This is a genomic window from Catellatospora sp. IY07-71 (assembly GCF_018326265.1).
In the GTDB taxonomy this organism is placed as follows: Bacteria; Actinomycetota; Actinomycetes; order Mycobacteriales; family Micromonosporaceae; genus Catellatospora.
On record NZ_AP023360.1, the window covers coordinates 6,552,577 to 6,571,407 of the forward strand.

The following is an 18,831-nucleotide window of genomic DNA, read 5'->3' on the forward strand; positions in this document are numbered from 1 at the left end:
GATGGGCGCGGCGGCGCGCCCGTCCGGTAGGACGCCCCGCCACCGCTACGGAGCACGAAGCTCTATAACGTTATATGCAGCTAATTGATACCGGCACAGATACACGGATGTCAAGGTTTCGACATCAACCGGAAACGAGCCGGCGGCTCACTCCGTGCTGATCACCACGATGCTGTCGGCCACGTCCAGGCACACCGGCTGCGACTTGCGGGGGTTCAGCACCACGCCGTACGCGGGCGACACGTCCGCCTCGGCGTGGCTGCGGTAGCCGATCGCCGACTCGCCCCGCCGCCGCGCCGACTCCACCACCGTGGCGAAGGTGACCTCGGCACCGGGCTGCACGTAGTCGCCCGCGGGCTTGAGGTGGATCTCCGCGCCGGACGCCTCGAACAGGTCCGCGAACACCTCGTACAGGTGCCGGTTCTCGGCCAGCTGGGTCATCAGCAGGCTGATCAGCCGGGCGGACACCACGAAGTCGTCGGCCTTGGTGACCTGGGCGACCTCCCGGTTGCTGTCGTCGTTCATCTCCGTGACGATCGAGTACGGCTCGCCGAGGTTGACCTCGATGTCGCGCAGGTGCAGCAGGGTCACCAGGGTCCGGTCGTCGGCGTGGTCCGGCTCGGCCGCGTCGTCGGACAGCACGATGATGTGCTGGTATCCGCCCAGGTCCAGCGACTCCAGGTCGCGGCGGCTGGTCGGCTGGCAGCGCTTGTAGCCGACGGTCAGGTTGCCGCGCTCGGCGGCGAGCGCCTCCTCCGGCTCGCGCGGTGCGGCGACGTCCAGCTCCGAGCCCGGCTCGGCGAAGCGGTCGAGCAGGTCGAGCACCCGGTCGGCGCGGGAGTTCCAGCCGACCACCAGGGTCCGGTCGGGCACCTGCTTGGTGTCCGGCGTGACCACGATGGCCGTGGCGTCGATCCGGGGCGGCGTCGCGGCGAGTTCGATCAGCAGGTCGTCCTCGGCCACCAGGATGATCTCGTCGGCGCCTTCCAGCACGGTGTCCATCGGCGGGTTGACGGCGATGGTGCCGTCGGCGCGGCGCAGCCCGATCGGTGCGCCCGTCTCGAACGCGCCCAGCACCTCGCCGTAGGCGCGCCCGGCCAGGGACGGCTCGGTGCGCAGGTAGATCTCGTTGCCGGCGAAGTCGAGCAGGTCGGTGCAGACGGTCGACAGGCCGGACTGGCGGTGGGACTGGACCACCATGCGCACCGCGATGTCGTCGGCGTCGATGACCAGCGCGTGCCGCCCGGCGGCGAGCTTGGCGGCGGCGACGTTGGCCGACTCCTGCACCGCGGCGACCACGTGCGGGCGCACGGCGGGCCAGGGCCGGTTGTTGAGCAGCAGCAGCACCTTGATGACGTCGATGTCGGGATCGTCGCCGGTGGGCGACAGCACCATCACCGCGCGCGCCGTGTCCAGGCTGACCAGGTCCAGGTCGGCTCGCTTGAGCGGGCTGCCGGAGCGGCACACCACGCGGGTGCGGCCGGTGTCGCCGACCCGGTTGCGGATCTGGTCCTCCATATCGATCTTGTCCCGGTCGGCGAGGATGACCACGCTGGTGCGGGTGTTGCCCCGGTTGGCCGCGGCGAGCTCCGCCACCACCGTGAAGACCTGGTCCGACCAGCCCAGCACCACGATGTGGCCCTGGGTGATCACCGGCGAGCGGCCCTTGCGCAGGTTGGTGATCGCGTCGTTGAGGCCCGTGGTCAGCACGCCGATGAGCGAGCTGACGATGAAGATGCCGCCGATGGTGACGACGAGCATGAGGCCGAGGTACACCGGGCTGCCGATGTCGCCGCCCATGGTGCCCGGGTCGAGGGTGCGCATCACGCTGTCCCACAGCACGGACGCCCAGCCGCCGCGCTCGCCGGTCTCCTTCGCGGCGAACAGCGCCGACAGTCCCGTCACGACGGTGATCAGGGCCAGCGAGGCGAGCCCCAACCAGCCGATGAGGGCAGGGGTGCCCCGGTCCATCGTGCCGTCGAACCAGACGCGCACGCGTCGCCGCACTCCCAGCCGCACCACAGGGGTTCCTCTCCACCGCCAACCGCCACCGGATGACGACCGGTGGTCCACTTTGCAGAGACATCCTAGGAACCACGGCCGTTCTCTCCGAGCGCGGTGTCCCGCTTTCACGGATGTGAACGCACACATTGGACTGCAGTCGCGACCGAAACATTTTCCGGGGATCAACATAGCCGCGAGCAGCAGTCTTTACGCTGCGCGCTGTCACGTGCCGTTGACGGGATCGTATCGACCGTGTTTCATGATGGAACCGAACGATGAGATCGCTAACATTGCGGCCACCGGTCGGCGCCGACGCGCTTTCACCGCAGGACGAGCTGCGCCGGCCGTCCCACCCGGTTCCGGGCGTACCCCTACGACGCCCGCGGACCACCGCACCGGCTTGCCATCGCCCTCATCCTCCCGGAGGAGCCATGCACGACCGACTGCGCGCCGTCCTGCGCGCCACCAGCCGCCCCACCCCGCACGGCGTCGCCCGCGGCCAGGGCCTGTCCGTCCCAGCCTGATCCCGCCCCGCAGACCGGGGCCGGCCGCCTCCCTACCGGCCGTCCGATCACGCGGTCTCTTCACCACCACCGGTCCGCACGCCGCGCCACCGCGCCGGCCTGCGGCCGATGACCCGTGCCCGCGTCCCGACCACCCGCACCCCGGAACCCTCGCACCACCCCGCCCTGCCCTGAACCGGACACCCGGGGCAGCGCGGCCTCACCTCGGAGGTACAACACCATGTCCACCAGACGTGAACTGCTCACCGGCCTGCTCTCGGCCGCCACCGTCGGCGCGGCCGGCGGCCTCACCCTCGCCGCGGCAGGTTCGCCCGCCGCGGCGGCGGGGCCGTTCGGCGGCTACGTGATGGGCTACTTCACCGAGTCGCCCAACCGCCTGGCCAACAACTACGGCCTGCACCTGGCCGTCAGCACCGACGGGCTCAACTGGACCCCGCTCAACCAGAACAACCCCGTGGTCACCCCGACCGCGGGCACCGGCGGCCTGCGCGACCCGTTCATCCTGCGCAAGCAGGACGACACCTTCGTGGTGGTCGCCACCGACCTCAACGGCACCGACTTCACCCAGCCCAACCAGTACATCCACGTCTGGGACTCGGTGGACCTGCGCAGCTTCACCGGCTACCGGCGGGTGCGGATGCACACCATGAACACCCACACCTGGGCGCCCGAGGCGTTCTGGGACGCCTCGCGCGGCCAGTACGGGATCATCTACTCCGCCCACAACGGCACCCGCGACGTGTTCATGGTCAACTACACCACCGACTTCGTCACGGTCAGCGCGCCGCAGGTGTTCTTCGACCCCGGCTTCAACGTGCTCGACGCCACCATGCACCTGGGCGGCGGCACGAACTACCTGTACTACAAGAACCTGAGCAACGGCCGCCTCTACGGCGCCCGCTCGTCCAGCCTCAACCCGGGCAGCTTCAACAGCGGCACCTACACCGCCGGGGTGATCAACGGCGGCATCGAGGCGCCGATCGTGGTCAAGGCGTACGACCGCAATGAATGGTGGCTGTGGGGCGACTCGTTCAGCCCGGTCAACGGCGAGTTCTACGTCTGGCGCAGCGGCAACGTGAACACCGACAGTTGGTCGGCGCTGACCAAGGCGCAGTACACCCAGCCGCTCAACGCCAAGCACGCCACCATCGCCCCGATCACGGCCACCGAGCGCACCAACCTGCTCAGCCGCTGGGGCGTGCCGACCTGGAACCGGATCAAGTCGTACAACTACCCGGACCACCTGATCCGGCACTCCAGCAACGCGGGGCGCATCGACCCGTACCCGTTCGACCCGTACGCCGACGCCCAGTGGCGGCTGCGGCCGGGCCTGGCCGACGCGGCCGGGGTGTCGTTCGAGTCGGTCAACTACCCGGGCCGCTACCTGCGGCACAGCAACTACGTCATCGGCCTGGCGGCCAACGACGGCAGCGCCCTGTTCGCCGGGGACGCCACGTTCCACCGCACGGCGGGCCTGGCCGACGCCGGCTGGACGTCGTGGCGCTCGCACAACTTCCCCACCCGCTACCTGCGCCACGCCGGCTTCGTGCTGCGCATCGACGTGCTCAGCTCCTCGTCCTCCGCGAGCGACCGGGCCGACGCCACCTTCCAGATCGGCTACTGAACCAGCCCTACCCCCAGGAGCAGACATGGCCACGCCCTATCTCCGGCACCGCTTGCGCCGCGCGCTCTCGCTCGCCGCGGCCACCATCCTCGGCTTCTCCCTCGCCGTGGTGATCAACCCCGAGCGCGCCCTGGCCGCGCCCGGCCCGTCGTTCACCAACCCGGCCGTCGACGTGCCCAACAGCGCCGACCCGACGCTGACCTACTACAACGGTTACTACTACTACGTGGCCACGACCTGGTCCTCCGACGTGGTGATGCGCCGCTCGCAGACCATCTCGGGGCTGCGCGGCGCCGCCGAGCAGGTCGTGGTGCGCACCGGCGGCACCACCATGTGGGCGCCGCACCTCGAAATGATCAACAACCGGTGGTACCTGTACTACTCCGTCGAGCAGTCCGGTGGCGCGCGGCGCACCCACGTCGCCGAGAGCGCGGGCACCGACCCGCTCGGCCCGTACACCATCCGGGGCATCCTGAACCTGATGCCCAACAACGGCTGGGCCATCGACGCGGCGATCCTCAAGCTCAACGGCGCGAACTACGTGATGTTCTCGGCGTTCCATCCCACCGACAACCTGCAGTCGCTGTACATCTCCCCACTGACCAACCCGTGGACGGCGGGCACGTACGGCACCCGGATCTCCGCCCCGACCCTGTCCTGGGAGACCCAGAACGGCGCGGTCAACGAGGGCGCGTTCGCGCTGCAGCGCAACGGCCGCACCTTCATCACATACTCGGCGAGCCACTGCAACGGACCCAACTACAAGCTCGGCATGCTGGAGTACACCGGCAGCAACCCGCTGTCGGCCGCCTCGTGGACCAAGTCCGCCAACCCGATCTTCCAGCGCAGCGACGCCAACGGCGTCTACGGCCCCGGGCACCACTCGTTCTTCACCTCGCCCGACGGCACCGAGACCTGGATCGCCTACCACGCCAACTCGTCGTCCAGCCAGGGCTGCGGCACCACCCGCACCACCCGGGTGCAGAAGATCTCGTGGAACTCCGACGGCACCCCGAACCTCGGCACCCCGGTCTCGCTGTCCACGGTGCTGCCCGGCCCGTCCGGCGAGCCCAACGCCACCCCCGTGGAGATCCGCAACCGGCACAGCAACCTCTGCCTCGACGACTACAACTTCGTGACCACCCCCGGCGCCGAGGTCCGCCAGTGGACCTGCAACACCTACGCCGTGCAGGACTGGTATCTCACGCCGCTGGCCGACGGCTACTACCAGATCAGCAATCGGCACAGCGGACTGTGCCTCGACAACAAGGACTTCGCCACCGCGCCCGGCTCGGTCGTGCAGCAGTGGACCTGCAACGGCCTTGCCGTGCAGCAGTGGCGCGTCACGTCGGTCGGCAACGGCTACTCGACCCTGACCAACCGGCACAGCGGACTGTGCCTCGACGACTACAACTGGGGCACCTCCCCCGGCGCCGAGGTGCGCCAGTGGACCTGCCTGAACAACAACGCCCAGCACTGGCGTATCGCCTGAGCCGCGCGGCCGGCCCGCTCCCTACCCGGGCGGGCCGGCCGCCCCGCCTTGCCGCCGGGTGCGATGCTTCCCCTATCCAACGGGGAGGGTCATGGACGCCTTTGTGCTGCAACTGCCCGCGCTGCTCGGTGTGCTCATCGGCGCGCTGGCGACATACCTCGCCGGGCAGGCCGCCGAACGCAGCCGCTGGCGCCGCCAGCAGTCGGTGCGCTGGGACGAGCACCGGATCACGACCTACACGCGGTATGCGCACGCGGTGAAGAAGGTCATCGCGGTGTCCGTGCGCCTGGCCGCCGAGCGTGGGCTCGCCGCCGACGACTCCGCCCTCACCCCCGACTACGAGGTGTCCGACCTGGCCGCCGCCGAGGAGGAACGGACGATCATGTGGGAGGCGGTGCTGATGGTCGGCAGCGAGCGGGTCGTGCTCGCGGGCAGGCAGTGGCACCAGAGCGTGTTCCAGCTGATGCACCTGGCCTGCGGCCGCCCCAGCGACCTGTCCTGGGCCGAGGCGGTGGCCGCGACCGGGCGGGCCCGCCAGCGCTTCTACGAGGCGGCGCGCGGCGACATCGGCATCGCCGCGGGCAGCGAGCCCGACGCCTACGAGTGGCAGATGAGCAGATGGCTGCGCGACCAGCCCGCGGAGCCCGCCGACGGGCTGGCTGAGATCGCGTCGCGTCAGAGGCCGGAGTAGCCCTTCGCGAAGTCGGCGGCCAGCTCACGCTGCACGGCGTGGGTCACGGCCGAGCAGGGCCACGGCTGCCCGCACCCGTCGCACAGGCTCTCGCCCTCCGGCAGCGCCGCGTCGGCAGGAGACGGCTGCGGCGCGGTGCCGAGCCCGGCTGCATCGGCTTCGAACTGGTACATACGATCACCTCGATCGACGTGGTCCGGTCGCTGTCGCGATCGCCTGCCGCACCACTTCCCCGCCAGGTGCGAAACAAACGTTCAGCCTCGTAGGAGCTACGCCGTCGCCTCGGCCAGGGTGGCGACCAGGCCGCGCAGGGTGGGCCAGGTCCAGCGGCCCATGAGGCTGATCTGCAGCCAGTTGCGCTGCCGCAGGTAGCCGCTCTGGTACGCGAGCAGGTACCCGGCCGCCTCCATCCGGGCGCCCACCAGCGCGGCGTCGAGGTGCGGCGGCAGCGCCACGGTCACGACGCCCGGCGCGGCCTCCCCCTCAGGCGCGGTCACGCGCAGTCCCAGCCGGGCCAGCCGTGCGTGCAGCCACACCGACGCGCGGCCGAGCTGCGTGAACCGTTCCGGCCAGTCGGTGGCCGACAGCGCCGCGTCCAGCGCCGCGACCAGGTTCGACGACTGGGTGTACGCGACTCCGTCGGCGTCGGCGTAGCACCCGAGGTCCAGGTAGCGCGGGATACGGCCGGGCGCCGGGCGCGGCTGCTCGGCCAGGAACACCATGGACAGCCCGGGATACCCGCCCAGCGCCTTACCGCTGGTGCCGGTGGCCAGGTACGCCCCCGACAGGTCCACCGGGACCGTGCCGATCGAGCTGATCGCGTCGACGCACAGCCGGACGCGCGCGTCGGCACACAGCCGCGTCAGCCGGGGCAGGTCGAGCAGCTGGCCGGTCGAGGTCTCGCAGTGCACGGTCCACAGCCAGCCGCCCGGCGGCAGCGCCGCGATCGTGCGCTCGATGTCCGGCCACGGCAGCGGCGCGCCCCACGGCCCGGCCTGCACCGCGTGGTCGAGCCCGGCCCTGGCGGCATGATCGGCCAGGCGCGCGCCGAACTCCCCGTACGCCAGCACCGCGCCCGGCGTGCCGAGCAGGCGCAGCTGGGCGGCGACGGCGTCGTTGGCGACCGTGCCGGAGCCGAGCAGGAGCTGCGCGTGTCGGGCGCCGACCAGGTCCGCCAGGCGCCGGTGCACCTCCCGCACCGACCGCAGGTGCCGCTCGGAGCGGTGATAGACCGGCGGCCGGGCGAACGCGGCAGTGACCTCGGGCGCGACCGTCACCGGGCCGGGCAGCAGGTTGGCCGCGGTGCGTGCCGTCGGGGCGGGTGCGGCCGGGGCGAGCCGCCGGCCGTCCTCGATGGTCAGGTACATCGGCTGGAACTGCGCGCCCGGCGCCCCGGTGAGCGGGCCGAACGGCACGCAGCCCATGCGGCGGTACATCGTGAGCGCCCGGGTCGTGCCCGACAGCACCGCGAGGTCGCAGCCCTGCGCGGCGAAGTGTGCGCCGATCAGGCTGAGCAGCCGGGGCAGGATCGCGCCGCGGCGGTAGCGCGGGTCGACGGCGAGCAGCCTGATCTCGACCGGAGTGCGCCCGTCCGGCAGGTAGTCGTCGAGGCCGGTCAGCTTGCCGTCGAGCGAGAACGGGCGGGCGCTGCGCCCGGCGACCATCGCCACCAGCTCGGCGCCGTCGAGGCATACGGCATAGGTGTTCTCGGCGTGGAAGCGGTCGACGAGGCGGCCCTGCGCGTTGGGCGCGTGCTGCGGGATCTCCCCGGCGAACGTGCGGTGGTTCAGCCCGTGGATCGCCTCCTCCTCGGCAGAGGTATCCGCGATCTTATATGTCAGAGTGCCCGGCATCCGGGCAGGATACCGCCGCGTCGAGGCGCTCGCCGCCGAATACGAAGGAGTGTCGCGAATGGACCGATCCGCGCCGCCTATCCGGCCGGGACGAGCTGCTGGCCGCCGTCGATGTCGTACGTCGCGCCGGTGAGCGCGGTGTTGGCCATGAGGTGCACCGCCAGCGCGGCGACGTCCGCGGGCTCGACCACCCGCCGGATGGGCAGCGAGGCCCGCAGCCGCTCGCGGCGTTCGTCGAGCAGGTCGCCGAGCAGCTCCGCCGACAGCGGCGTGTCGACGAAGCCCGCCGCGATGAGGTTCACCCGGATCGGCGCGAGTTCGAGCGCCAGGTTGGCCGTCATCGCGGGCAGCGCGGCCGTGCCCATCGCGGCCACCACCAGGCCCGGTGCCGGGCGGCGCGCACCGGTGCCGCCCATGAACAGCAGCGAGCCGCCGGCCCGTACGGCGCGCGGGGCGCGGCGGGCCACGTTGATCGGCAGCCACATGTGCTCGTCGAACGAGCGGCGAGCCTGCTCGACGTCCATCCCGGCCAGCGTCCCGTAGTACGGCCGCCCCGCGGTGATCATGATGTGGTCGACCGGTCCGGTCAGTCCCGTGAAGAATCCGTCGAGCGCCGACGGGTCGGTCGCGTCGAAGGCGGCGCTGCTCAGCGCGCCGAGTTCGGCGGCGGCGCGCGCCAGGCGGCCGGGGTCGCGGCCGGTCAGGATGACCTCGGCGCCCTCGGCGCGGGCCAGGCGGGCCGTTTCGAGCCCGATCCCGGCGCTGCCGCCGAGCACGACGACGATCTGCCCGGACAGGGCCGGCTCACGCCGGGCGGCCGGTGGGATGACGGCCATGGTTCCTCCCGTCGCCGGTGCCGGACGCGGTCGCCAGCAGGCACCGAGGGACGTGTTGAGCTGCTCTCCGAGCGACTCTAACCGGACCGGAGGCGCAAGGCGGGTTGATCGCGAGTTCGTGTCGAAAAGTAAGGCCATGCCGCAGGTTTCGACACGAACTCGCGATCAAAGTCACCGGGGCCCGGCCGCGGTGGGGCCAGGGGTTAAGAAGGTGCCCTTCCTCTACGAAAAGCGTTAAGAAGGTGCCCTTCCTTTCGGATTGTGCCTTGAAACATTCGCATGTGACGATGTAGCTCCCCCACCGAAGGGAGTCCCCCACCATGCGACGTGTCCTGCGAACAGCCGGCGTCGTGGCAGGCCTGCTCGCCCTGACCCTGTCCGCCACCGCCTCCTGGGCTCACGACCCGAACTCACCGGAGGGCCGCGAGGAGTTCCGGCGGATCATGGAGAACTACGAGCCCGCCTGGCGGGCCGCCGACCAGGTGAGCACGCTGGCCGCCACGGCCTGCTCCGGCGGCATGGCGGGGACCTACCCGTGCCGCAACGTCGACCTGCTCAGCGTGCTCCCGCTGGGCAGCATCGGCGGCGGCAACGGCAACAGCATGTGGGGCTGGACCGACTCGTCCACCGGCAAGGAGTACATCATCTTCGGCCGGTCCACCGGCGCCTCCTTCGTCGACGTCAGCGTGCCCACCGCCCCGGTCTACCTGGGCAACCTGCCGTCGTACAACGGCACCTCCAGCTCGTGGCGCGACATCAAGGTGTACGCCAACCACGCGTTCATCGGCGCGGACAGCATCAGCAGCCACGGTATGCAGGTGTTCGACCTTACCCGGCTGCGCACGGTGACCACGCCGCAGACGTTCACCGCCGACGCCCGCTACACCGGGTTCGGCAACTCGCACACCCTGGCGGTCAACGAGCAGACCGGCTTCATCTACGCCGTCGGCACGAACACGTGCAGCGGCGGCGTGCACATGGTCAACGTGCAGAACCCGAAGTCGCCGGTCAACGCGGGCTGCGTCAGCAACGACGGGTACGTCCACGAGAACCAGTGCGTGGTCTACCACGGTCCGGACGCCGCCTACAGCGGCCGCGAGATCTGCTTCAACTACAACACCGACACGCTGACCATCGTCGACGTCACGAACAAGGCCGCGCCGGTGCAGCTGTCGCGCACCACCTACAACGGTGTCGGGTACACCCACCAGGGCTGGCTCACCGAGGACCACAGCCGGCTGCTGATGGACGACGAGCTGGACTCGGACCTGCCCGGCACCAAGACGTTCATCTGGAACGTGTCCGACCTCAACGCCCCGGTCAACACCGGCGTGTACACCTCGCCGACGATCCAGGCCACCGACCACAACCTGTACATCATCGGCAACAAGGCCTACCAGGCCAGCTACCGGGCCGGGCTGCGCATCTTCGACATCACCGGGATCGCGCAGAACAACCTGCAGGAGATCGCCTACTTCGACATCTACCCGGCGGCGAACAACACCGGCTTCAACGGCGCGTGGAACGTGTACCCGTTCTTCGCCAGCGGCACGATCGCCATCAGCGGCATCGAGCAGGGCCTGGTGCTGGTCAAGCACAACCCGGTGGTGGAGCCGCCGACCACCACGGTGTGGAGCGACACGTTCGAGACCGCGACGGGCTGGGCGGTCAACCCGAACGGCACCGACACCGCGACCTCCGGCGCGTGGGAGCGCGGTGACCCGGAGGCCACCACGTCCAGCGGCACCAAGCAGGTCGGCACCACCGTCAGTGGCACCAACGACCTGGTCACCGGCCGCCTCGCCGGGTCCAGCGCGGGGACGTACGACCTCGACGGCGGCGTCAGCAGCATCCGCTCCCCTGCGGTGACCCTGCCCGGCAGCGGCGTGCTCAAGGTGTCCCTGTCGTGGTACCTGGCGCACGGCAACAACGCCTCCACGGCCGACTACTTCCGGGTCAGCATCGTGCACAACGGCGGCACCACGCAGCTGTTCCAGCAGACCGCCGGGGCGACCGACCGGGACGGGGCCTGGGCGACCGGGACCTGGGACATCTCCGCGTACGCGGGGCAGTCGGTGCGCATCCTGATCACGGCGGCCGACGCCTCCGGAGCGAGCCTGGTCGAGGCCGGCGTGGACGATGTCAAGATTACGCAGCAGTAGTCCCTACCTGGTGCTGGGCGTGGCGTTCCTGGCCACGGTCGCGTACGTGCTGACCGTCCTGCCCGGACGGTCGGCGCCCGCGCCGACGGCGGCGGCCCCCGTGCCGTCGCCGTCGCCCAGCCTGCACGGGGACGGCCTGTCCGACAGCCACGACGGCTACCTGATCCAGGCCGTCACGCTGCCGGCCAGGCGGGGGAAGGCGGTGCCCGTCGCGTTCCGCATCCACGGGCCGGACGGCACGCCGCAGACCGAGTACGAGACCCTGCAGACCAAGCTGCTGCATCTGTACCTGGTCCGCGACGACATGAGCGGCTACCAGCACCTGCACCCCGAGCTGACCGGCGACACGTGGACCGCGAAGGTCGACATCACCGACGGCGGCGCCTACCGGTTCTACGCCGAGTTCGTGCCGAAGGGGCGCGACGTCGCGGGGCACCCGACGACGCTGGGGCTGCCGTTCGTCATCCCCGGCGACACGAAGGTCGCGCCGCTGCCCGGCCCGGCGCCGTCGGCGGTCGCCGGACGGTACGTGGTCAACCGACTCGACGGCACGACGCACCTGCGGGTGGGCCGGTCCGGGCTGCTGAGCTTCGAGGTCCCCGGGGCTCGGCTGGAGCCGTATCTCGGCGCGCTGGCGCACATGTCGGCGTTCGAGGTGCGTACCCAGGCGCTCACCCACCTGCACCCGGCCGCCGACGAGCTGACCTTCCACGTGCAGTTCGCCAACCGGGGCGAGTACCGGCTGTTCATGGACTTCCAGGTGGCCGGCAAGCCCCAGCGCGCCGCCTTCACGGTGTTCGTGACCTGACCGCGCGGGCGGGGCGAGCGGGCGGAGCTCCGTCCGGTTGCCCCGCCCGTTTTCGTCGTGATAGGACGGTCTATCGTCCGCCGTCGCCGCGTGACGGCGCGCGCCCGCCGAAGGAGCACGACATGACCGCCACCCAGACCGCGACCGGCGAGCCGGCCACGGAGCGCCCGCGCGTGGAGCCGTACTCGGCGATCGTCGTCGCGCTGCTGGTCGCCGGGTTCGACGTGTGGATGCTGGCCACCATCCCGGTGCAGCCGGCCGCGATCCTGGTCGCCGCCTCGACGGTGTCCTACGTCGCCTGGCTGGCCACGACATACCGGCACCCGGTGCGCTCGCGCCGCATCGTCGCGCTGTACCTGTGCTGCGTGGCGTTCCAGCTGGTGCACATGGCCGAGGAGTACACCGGCGGCTTCCCGCACGAGGTGGTCGAGCTGTTCTCCTCGCCGCGCGGCTGGAGCGAGCGGGACTTCCTGCTCACGTTCGTGTTCGGGTTCGGTGCGCTGTGGTGCCTGGCCGGGGCGGGCGCGCTGTTCCAGGTGCGGGTGGCCAACTACATGCTGTGGTTCTACGCGCTGGGCGCGGGCCTGATCAACGCGATCTCGCACTTCGTATTCCCGATCCTCAGCGGGTGGGAGTACTTCCCCGGCCTCTACACCGCCACCGGCCACCTGATCCTGAGCGTTGCGCTGATCGTGCTGCTGGTGCGGGAGTACCGCCAGGTCCGCGCCGCCGCCGCGTAGTCCCGAGGTGCGGGCCCGCGACGGCGGCGACGGGTGGCTCAGAGGCCGAGGAACGCGGCGATGCCGCGGGCGTGGCCGCGGGCGGTCGCCGTGATGAAGTCGGCGCGCTTGAGCAGGTTCGCGTTGGCGAGCGTGTCGATGAACAGGTTCTCGGTGAGCACGGCGGGCATGTTCGACTCGCGCAGCACGTGCAGGTTGGACTCCTTCTTGCCGCGGTCGGTGACCGAGGCGATCGTGCGCATCTGGCTGAGCACGTTGCTGTGCACGGTGCTCTGCAGGCGCTGGGTGGTGGCGCCGACGCCCGGGTAGCGGTAGCTCTCGAAGCCGTTGCCGCCGCCCGCGTTGATGTGGATGCTGACGAAGATCGCCGCGCCCCACGCGTTGGCGTCGTCGGTGCGGTAGGCGAGGCTGCGGGTCACGTCGGTGGTCCGCGACATCCGCACGTCTACGGCCCAGTTGGCCTTCAGGATGTCGCGCGTCTGCAGCGCGATGTTGAGGGTGAGGGTCTTCTCCTGCAGGCCGTTGGCGACTGCGCCGGGGTCGGTGCCGCCGTGTCCGGGGTCCAGGTAGACCTTCGGCGCGGCCGCGAAGGCAGGTCCGGCGGCGAACGGGGCCGCGGCCACACCCGCGGCCGCGGCCAGCAGCGTGCGCCGGCGCAGGCCGGAGTTTCCGATCATGTGTACACCTCTGGGGGGCGAGGAGGACGGGGACCGGAGGAATCTAGTGCATGTACATACCTCTATGAAGATGGTTTACGGAAGTTTTTAGATTGGAGACGTTTTCCTTCACCTCAGCAGAAGGCTGAACAGCACTGAACGCCATGCCGCCACTGGCGCCCGGCCGAGCGAGTAGTGCATCTGTAGCCGGGCTATAGCCGCCTGTGGTCCGATCAGGACCGCCCTCGCGACGTGACACGGAGGGTCGGACGTGTTGTGGCACTTCACACACATTGTTTAGTACGTTTGTACGAAGTGCTCAAGGTCAGCGTCCGGTCACGGCGGACCGACCGGAAACGACGATTCCGGTAACGAGCGGTGCGGGGGTACGCTCCCCATCACCAGATGCCCATGCATGGATGTGGCCGCCTCACCGGGCGGCGGCTTCCGTGTGCCGTGAACAGGGGAGACTGCATGTCGGAGCGCATCCACGTCGCGTTCGAGCAACAGGCCGGGACAGCACCGGACCGGGTGGCGGTGATCGCGGGGAGGGTGCGGACGTCATACGGCGACCTCGACGCGCGGGCCGATCGCGTCGCGGCCCGCCTGCGCCGTGCGGGCGCCGGACCGGGCTCGCTGGTCGGGGTGTGCGTGCCCCGCGACGAGCACCTGCTGCCGGCGCTGCTGGGCGTGCTGAAGAGCGGCGCGGCGTACGTGCCGCTCGACCCGGCGTACCCGGCTGAGCGGCTGGCCTTCATCGCCGCCGACACGAACATGTCCCTGGCCGTCACCACCCGCGCCACCCGCCACGCCGCCGGGAGCCTGGCCGCCACCGCGATCGACGTCGACCGCGAGCCGGACGGCGAGGTCGCGGACCGGCCTGCCGACACGGGCAGCCCGGCGGACGCGGCGTACGTCATCTACACGTCCGGCTCCACCGGCCGCCCCAAGGGGGTCGTCGTGGAGCACCGGCAGACCATGAACCTGCTGCGCTGGGAGCAGGCAGCGTATCCGGCCGAGGAGCTGCGCGGCATGCTGGCCACCGCGTCGATCTGCTTCGACCCGTCGGTCAGCCAGCTGTTCCTGCCGCTGCTCGCGGGCGGCACGGTGATCCTCGCCGACAACGTGCTGGCGCTGCCGTCGCTGCCCGCCCGCGACGAGGTGACCACCGTGTACGGCGTGCCGTCCGCGCTGGCGGCGCTGCTGCGCGAACCGCTGCCGGACGGGGTGCGGGCGGTGTTCGCCGGCGGCGAGCCGCTGACCCGGGCGCTGGTCGACCGCATCTACGCCAACCCCGGCGTCCGCCGGGTGCGCAACCTCTACGGCCCGGCCGAGTGCACCACCACCTGCGCGATCGCCGACGTGGGCCGCGACGAGCCGGGCGAGCCGTCGCTCGGCCACCCGATCGCGGGCGCGGTGTTCACCGTGCGCGACGCGGCGGGCCGCCCGGTGCCCGACGGCGAGCTGGGCGAGCTGTGGATCGGCGGCCCGGTGGTGGCACGCGGCTACCTCGGGCGGGAGTCGGACGCGTTCGCCGTCGAGCCGGACGGCACGCGCGTCTACCGCTCGGGCGACCTGGTCCGCCGCGACGGTGCCGTGCTGCGTTTCGCGGGCCGGGCCGACGACCAGGTCAAGGTCCGGGGTTACCGGGTGGAGCCGGGCGAAGTGGAGGCGGTGCTGGTACGCCATCCCGCGGTGCGCCGGGCCTGCGTGGTCGCCCGGTCCGACGCGGACGGCGCCGCGTACCTGGTCGGGCACGTCGAGGCGGACGGGCTGGACGAGCGTGTGCTGCGCGGCTGGCTGGCGGAGCGGGTGCCCGAACACCTGGTGCCGACCCGGTTCCGGGTGACCGGGCGGCTGCCGCTCAACCCGAACGGCAAGATCGACAAGGCGGCGCTGCCGGAGGTGGCCGCCCGCCGGGACAGCGCGGTGCCGTATGTCGCGCCGCGCACCCCCGCCGAGGCGAGGGTCGCCGAGCTGGCAGGTGAGGTGCTCGCGCTGCCGCCGGTCGGCGTGCTGGACCGCTTCGGCGATCTGGGCGGGCACTCGCTCACCGCCGCCCGGCTGTGCGCGCTGGCCGGGCGCGAGTTCGGCGTCACGGTGCCGCTGGCCGCCTTCCTCGCCGAACCCACTGCCGCCGCGCTGGCCGCCCTGGTCACCCTGGGCAGGCATGACACCGGAGGCATGGGTGGCCCGACGGACCCCGGCGGCCTGGCGAACCTCGGTGGCCCGGCGAACCTCGGTGGCCCGGCGAGCACGGGCGCGATCGCGGAAGAGGCCGGGGCGACCGGAACCGCCGAGCCACGGTCCGGCGCGGCCGCCCTCCCGCCGGGTGCCGGTGAGCACCTGGTGCGGCACACCGGCATCGGCCGTTACCCGCTCACCCCGACCCAGCGGGAGCTGTGGACGCTGCGGCAGGTCAGCGGCGTGCCACAGGTGACCACGGTCGCGTTCCGGGCGCGGCTGACCGGACCGGTGTCCACCGACGGGCTGCGCCGGGCGCTGGACGCGCTGGTCGGGCAGCACGAGGTGCTGCGCAGCCGCGTGGTGGAGCAGGACGGCGAGCCGGTCGCGGTCGTGGGCGCGTACGCGGGCGTCCCGGTCACCGAACACGACCTGCGCGAGCTGACCCCGGCGCAGCGCGACCTGCGCGCCGCCGAGATCGCGGACGCGGCGACCCGGCACTCGTTCGACCTGACCGCGCCGGTGCCGCTGCTGCGCGCGGACCTGATCCGGCACACCGCCGAGTCGGCCGAGCTGGTGCTCGTCAGCGACCACCTCGCCTGCGACGGCTGGTCGGTGGGCGTGCTGCTCACCGGCCTGGCCGCCGAGCTGGCCGCGCCCGGATCGGCCGCGGGGCCCGCGGTGCAGGTCGGCGACCTCGCCCTGCGGGCCGGAGCGCAGGCCGGTCAGGCGGCGGCACAGTGGACGCAGGAGCTGGCCGGGGCCTCCCCGCCGGGCGACCTGTTCACCGGGCAGGGCGGGTTCCGGGGCGGGCGGCTGACCCGCGCCCTGCCGCAGCCGCTGGTCACCGGTCTCGCCGAGCTGGCCGCGAGCTGCGGCACGAGCCCGTTCACGGCGTACCTCACCGGCCTGGGCCTGCTGCTGGCCGGGCTCACCGCCCGCGGGGACGTGCTGGTGGGCGCGGTCGCGGCCCGGCGTGCCGAGCCGGAGCTGGACCGGGTGGTCGGCCCGCTGGTCGACGTGCTGCCGGTGCGGCTGCGGCTGGACGGCGACGCGAGTCTGCGCGACGCGCTGGTCATGGCCGCGGCGACGACGGCCCGCGCGCTGGACCTGCCCCGGCCGTCCACCGAGGACCTGTTCCAGGCGATCGGCACCCAGCCGCGCGGCGCGATGCTCACCCCGGTGGTGCTGTCGGCGCAGCCGTCCGGGATGCCGGTGCGCGCCCGGGGCGGGGCGGTGACCCTCGAGCTGCTGGGCGAGCTGGGCTGCGGCGGGGCGCAGAGTCCGCTGACGGTGTATGTCAACGAGACCGTGGACGGCACCGAGCTGCAGTTCGGGTACGACCTCGGCCTGCTCGACGCGGCCGCCGCGGGCGCGTTCGCCGACCGGCTGCTGCTGGTGCTCGGCGGGCTTGCCGGCGACCCGGACCGGCCGCTGGCGCAGCTGCCGCTGGTCGGCGACGCCGAGCGGGCGGAGCTGCTGCGCCGTGCCGCCGGACCCGCCCTGGGCGCGCCGCCGACGGTGGTCGACGCGATCGAGCGCCAGGTCGCGGCGCGGCCGGACGAGTTAGCCGTCGTCGGAGCGGCGGGGCAGCTGACGTTTCGGGAGCTGTGGGACCTGTCGACCGAGGTCGCCGGGGTGCTGCGCGGCGCCGGCACCGGCCGGGGCGACGTGGTGGGCGTCTGCCTGCCCCGTGACCACCGGCTGCCCTCGACGCTGCTGGGGGTGTGGCGCGCGGGCGCGGCGTACCTGCCGCTGGAGCCGGAGCTGCCCGCCGAGCGGCTGGCGTGGCTGGCCGCCGACGGCGGCGCGCGGATCGTGCTGTGCCGTAAGGCCACCGCGGAAGCGGCGGCCGTGGCCGGGACACGGGCGCTCGACCTGGACGCCGCTCCCCCGGCCGAGAGGGTGGAGCTGGAGCCGGTGCTCGGTGCGGACCTGACCTACCTGCTGTACACGTCCGGCTCGACCGGCACCCCGAAGGGCGTCGCGGTGGCGCAGTCGGGGCTGTCGGCGCTGGCCGCCTCGCTCGGCCGGGAGCCGGGCATCGGCCCCGGCGACCGGATGCTCGCGGTGGCGACGCTCAGCTTCGACACTTCGTGCGCGGAGATCTGGTCGAGCCTGTCGGCGGGCGCGCGCTGCGTGGTCGTCGAGCGTGACGCGGCCGTGGACGGGCACCGGCTGGCCGAGCGCATCGCCGCGCACGGGATCACGGTGATGAACGTGCCGCCGACGATGCTGCGTACGCTGCTGGCCGCGGGCTGGGCCGGTGCTCCGGGCCTGCGCATCTGGAGTGGCGGCGAGACCCTCGACCCGGCCCTGGCCCGGGACCTGCTCGGCCGGGTCGGCGAGCTGTGGAACGTGTACGGCCCGACCGAGGCGACCGTGCTGTCGGCGGCGTACCGGGTGCACGTGGTGGACGAGACCGTCCCGATCGGGCACCCGATGCCCGGCGAGCGCCTCTACGTGATGGACCCGCTGGGCCGCCTCGCCCCGCCGGGCGCGGCCGGTGAGCTGTGGATCGGCGGCGCGGGACCGGCGCTGGGCTACCACCGCCGCCCGGAGCTGACCGCGGCCGCGTTCGTGCCGGACCCGTACGTGCCGAGTGGGCGCTGCTACCGCACCGGCGACCTGGTGCGCCTGCGCGCCGACGGCGAGCTGGCGTTCTGCGGCCGCCGCGACCACCAGCTGAAGATCCGCGGCTACCGGGTGGAGCTGGGCGAGATCGAGTCGGCGCTGCGGGACCATCCGCTGGTCGCGCACGCGGTCGTGGTCGCGCACGGCCAGGGTGCCGAGGCGCACCTGGTCGGCTACCTGGTGGGCCGGGCCGCGATCACGGGAGATGAGGCCGCCGCGCACCTGCGCGCCCGGCTGCCCGAGTACCTGGTTCCGCACCGCTGGGTGGTGCTGGACGCGTTCCCGGTCATGCCCAGCGGCAAGGTGGACCTGGCCGCACTGCCGAGGCCGGGGGCAGACCGGCCGCACACACCGCCCGAGTCGGTGATGGAGCAGCTCGTCGCGGAGATCTGGGCGCAGACGCTGACCGCCGAGCGGATCGGGACGCAGGACAGCTTCTTCGGCCTGGGCGGCCACTCGCTGGCCGCGACGCGGGTGGCGGGGCGGCTGCGGGACACGCTCGGCTGTGCCGTGCCGGTGCGGCTGCTGTTCGACCATCCGGTGCTGTCGGAGTTCGCCCGGCAGCTGGAGAACCTTGTCATCGCCGAGATCGCGGCCGAGTCCGGCCTCCGGGGGAACTGATC

General features: G+C 72.1%; 12 protein-coding genes. 7 read left to right on the top strand and 5 right to left on the bottom strand.

Annotation, left to right across the window (positions count from 1 at the left end; all coding sequences use genetic code 11):
- Positions 1–147: 147 nt before the first annotated feature.
- Positions 148–1,995: a hypothetical protein gene (locus tag CS0771_RS29175; RefSeq protein ID WP_212843987.1), complete on the bottom strand. Its 1,848-nt coding sequence runs from the start codon at positions 1,993–1,995 to the stop codon at positions 148–150.
- A 753-nt stretch (positions 1,996–2,748) separates the two neighbouring features.
- Between CS0771_RS29175 and CS0771_RS29180 the strand changes: the two genes are divergently transcribed.
- The 3 genes from CS0771_RS29180 to CS0771_RS29190 all read left to right on the top strand — a co-directional run bounded on the left by CS0771_RS29180 (position 2,749) and on the right by CS0771_RS29190 (position 6,335).
- On the top strand, positions 2,749–4,152 hold the full coding sequence (locus tag CS0771_RS29180) for a glycoside hydrolase family 43 protein (protein WP_212843988.1): 1,404 nt from the start codon (positions 2,749–2,751) through the stop codon (positions 4,150–4,152).
- A gap of 25 nt (positions 4,153–4,177) precedes the next feature.
- Positions 4,178–5,644 carry a family 43 glycosylhydrolase gene (locus tag CS0771_RS29185; RefSeq protein WP_212843989.1) on the top strand — a complete coding sequence of 489 codons (1,467 nt, stop codon included), beginning with the start codon at positions 4,178–4,180 and terminating at the stop codon, positions 5,642–5,644.
- A 91-nt stretch (positions 5,645–5,735) separates the two neighbouring features.
- The gene (locus tag CS0771_RS29190; protein WP_212843990.1) at positions 5,736–6,335 is read left to right on the top strand and encodes a hypothetical protein; all 600 of its coding nucleotides are present in this window, start codon (positions 5,736–5,738) and stop codon (positions 6,333–6,335) included.
- On the opposite strand, the gene CS0771_RS29195 is transcribed toward CS0771_RS29190, so the two are convergent.
- The 3 genes from CS0771_RS29195 to CS0771_RS29205 all read right to left on the bottom strand — a co-directional run bounded on the left by CS0771_RS29195 (position 6,320) and on the right by CS0771_RS29205 (position 9,024).
- Positions 6,320–6,508, bottom strand: coding sequence for a hypothetical protein (locus tag CS0771_RS29195; protein WP_212843991.1), 189 nt, complete (start codon positions 6,506–6,508; stop codon positions 6,320–6,322). The two genes, CS0771_RS29190 and CS0771_RS29195, sit on opposite strands and share 16 nt — an antisense overlap.
- A gap of 96 nt (positions 6,509–6,604) precedes the next feature.
- Positions 6,605–8,188 (bottom strand): aminotransferase class V-fold PLP-dependent enzyme, encoded by a 1,584-nt coding sequence (locus CS0771_RS29200; protein ID WP_212843992.1) that lies wholly within the window; start codon positions 8,186–8,188, stop codon positions 6,605–6,607.
- A 77-nt stretch (positions 8,189–8,265) separates the two neighbouring features.
- Complete coding sequence (locus CS0771_RS29205) at positions 8,266–9,024, bottom strand: SDR family oxidoreductase (RefSeq protein ID WP_212843993.1); 759 nt, start codon at positions 9,022–9,024, stop codon at positions 8,266–8,268.
- 320 nt (positions 9,025–9,344) lie between these two features.
- Here CS0771_RS29205 and CS0771_RS29210 point away from each other — a divergent pair, with 320 nt between their 5' ends.
- The 3 genes from CS0771_RS29210 to CS0771_RS29220 all read left to right on the top strand — a co-directional run bounded on the left by CS0771_RS29210 (position 9,345) and on the right by CS0771_RS29220 (position 12,734).
- Positions 9,345–11,186, top strand: a complete 1,842-nt coding sequence (locus CS0771_RS29210) for a choice-of-anchor B family protein (protein WP_212843994.1) — start codon at positions 9,345–9,347, stop codon at positions 11,184–11,186.
- Positions 11,164–11,994 (top strand): hypothetical protein, encoded by an 831-nt coding sequence (locus CS0771_RS29215; protein WP_212843995.1) that lies wholly within the window; start codon positions 11,164–11,166, stop codon positions 11,992–11,994. The genes CS0771_RS29210 and CS0771_RS29215 overlap by 23 nt, the downstream gene beginning before the upstream one ends.
- Positions 11,995–12,116: 122 nt before the next feature.
- Positions 12,117–12,734: an HXXEE domain-containing protein gene (locus CS0771_RS29220; protein WP_212843996.1), complete on the top strand. Its 618-nt coding sequence runs from the start codon at positions 12,117–12,119 to the stop codon at positions 12,732–12,734.
- A 38-nt stretch (positions 12,735–12,772) separates the two neighbouring features.
- Here CS0771_RS29220 and CS0771_RS29225 read toward each other — a convergent pair whose 3' ends face one another.
- Complete coding sequence (locus tag CS0771_RS29225) at positions 12,773–13,411, bottom strand: N-acetylmuramoyl-L-alanine amidase (RefSeq protein ID WP_212843997.1); 639 nt, start codon at positions 13,409–13,411, stop codon at positions 12,773–12,775.
- 453 nt (positions 13,412–13,864) lie between these two features.
- Between CS0771_RS29225 and CS0771_RS29230 the strand changes: the two genes are divergently transcribed.
- Positions 13,865–18,829, top strand: coding sequence for a non-ribosomal peptide synthetase (locus CS0771_RS29230; protein WP_212843998.1), 4,965 nt, complete (start codon positions 13,865–13,867; stop codon positions 18,827–18,829).
- Positions 18,830–18,831: the final 2 nt, after the last annotated feature.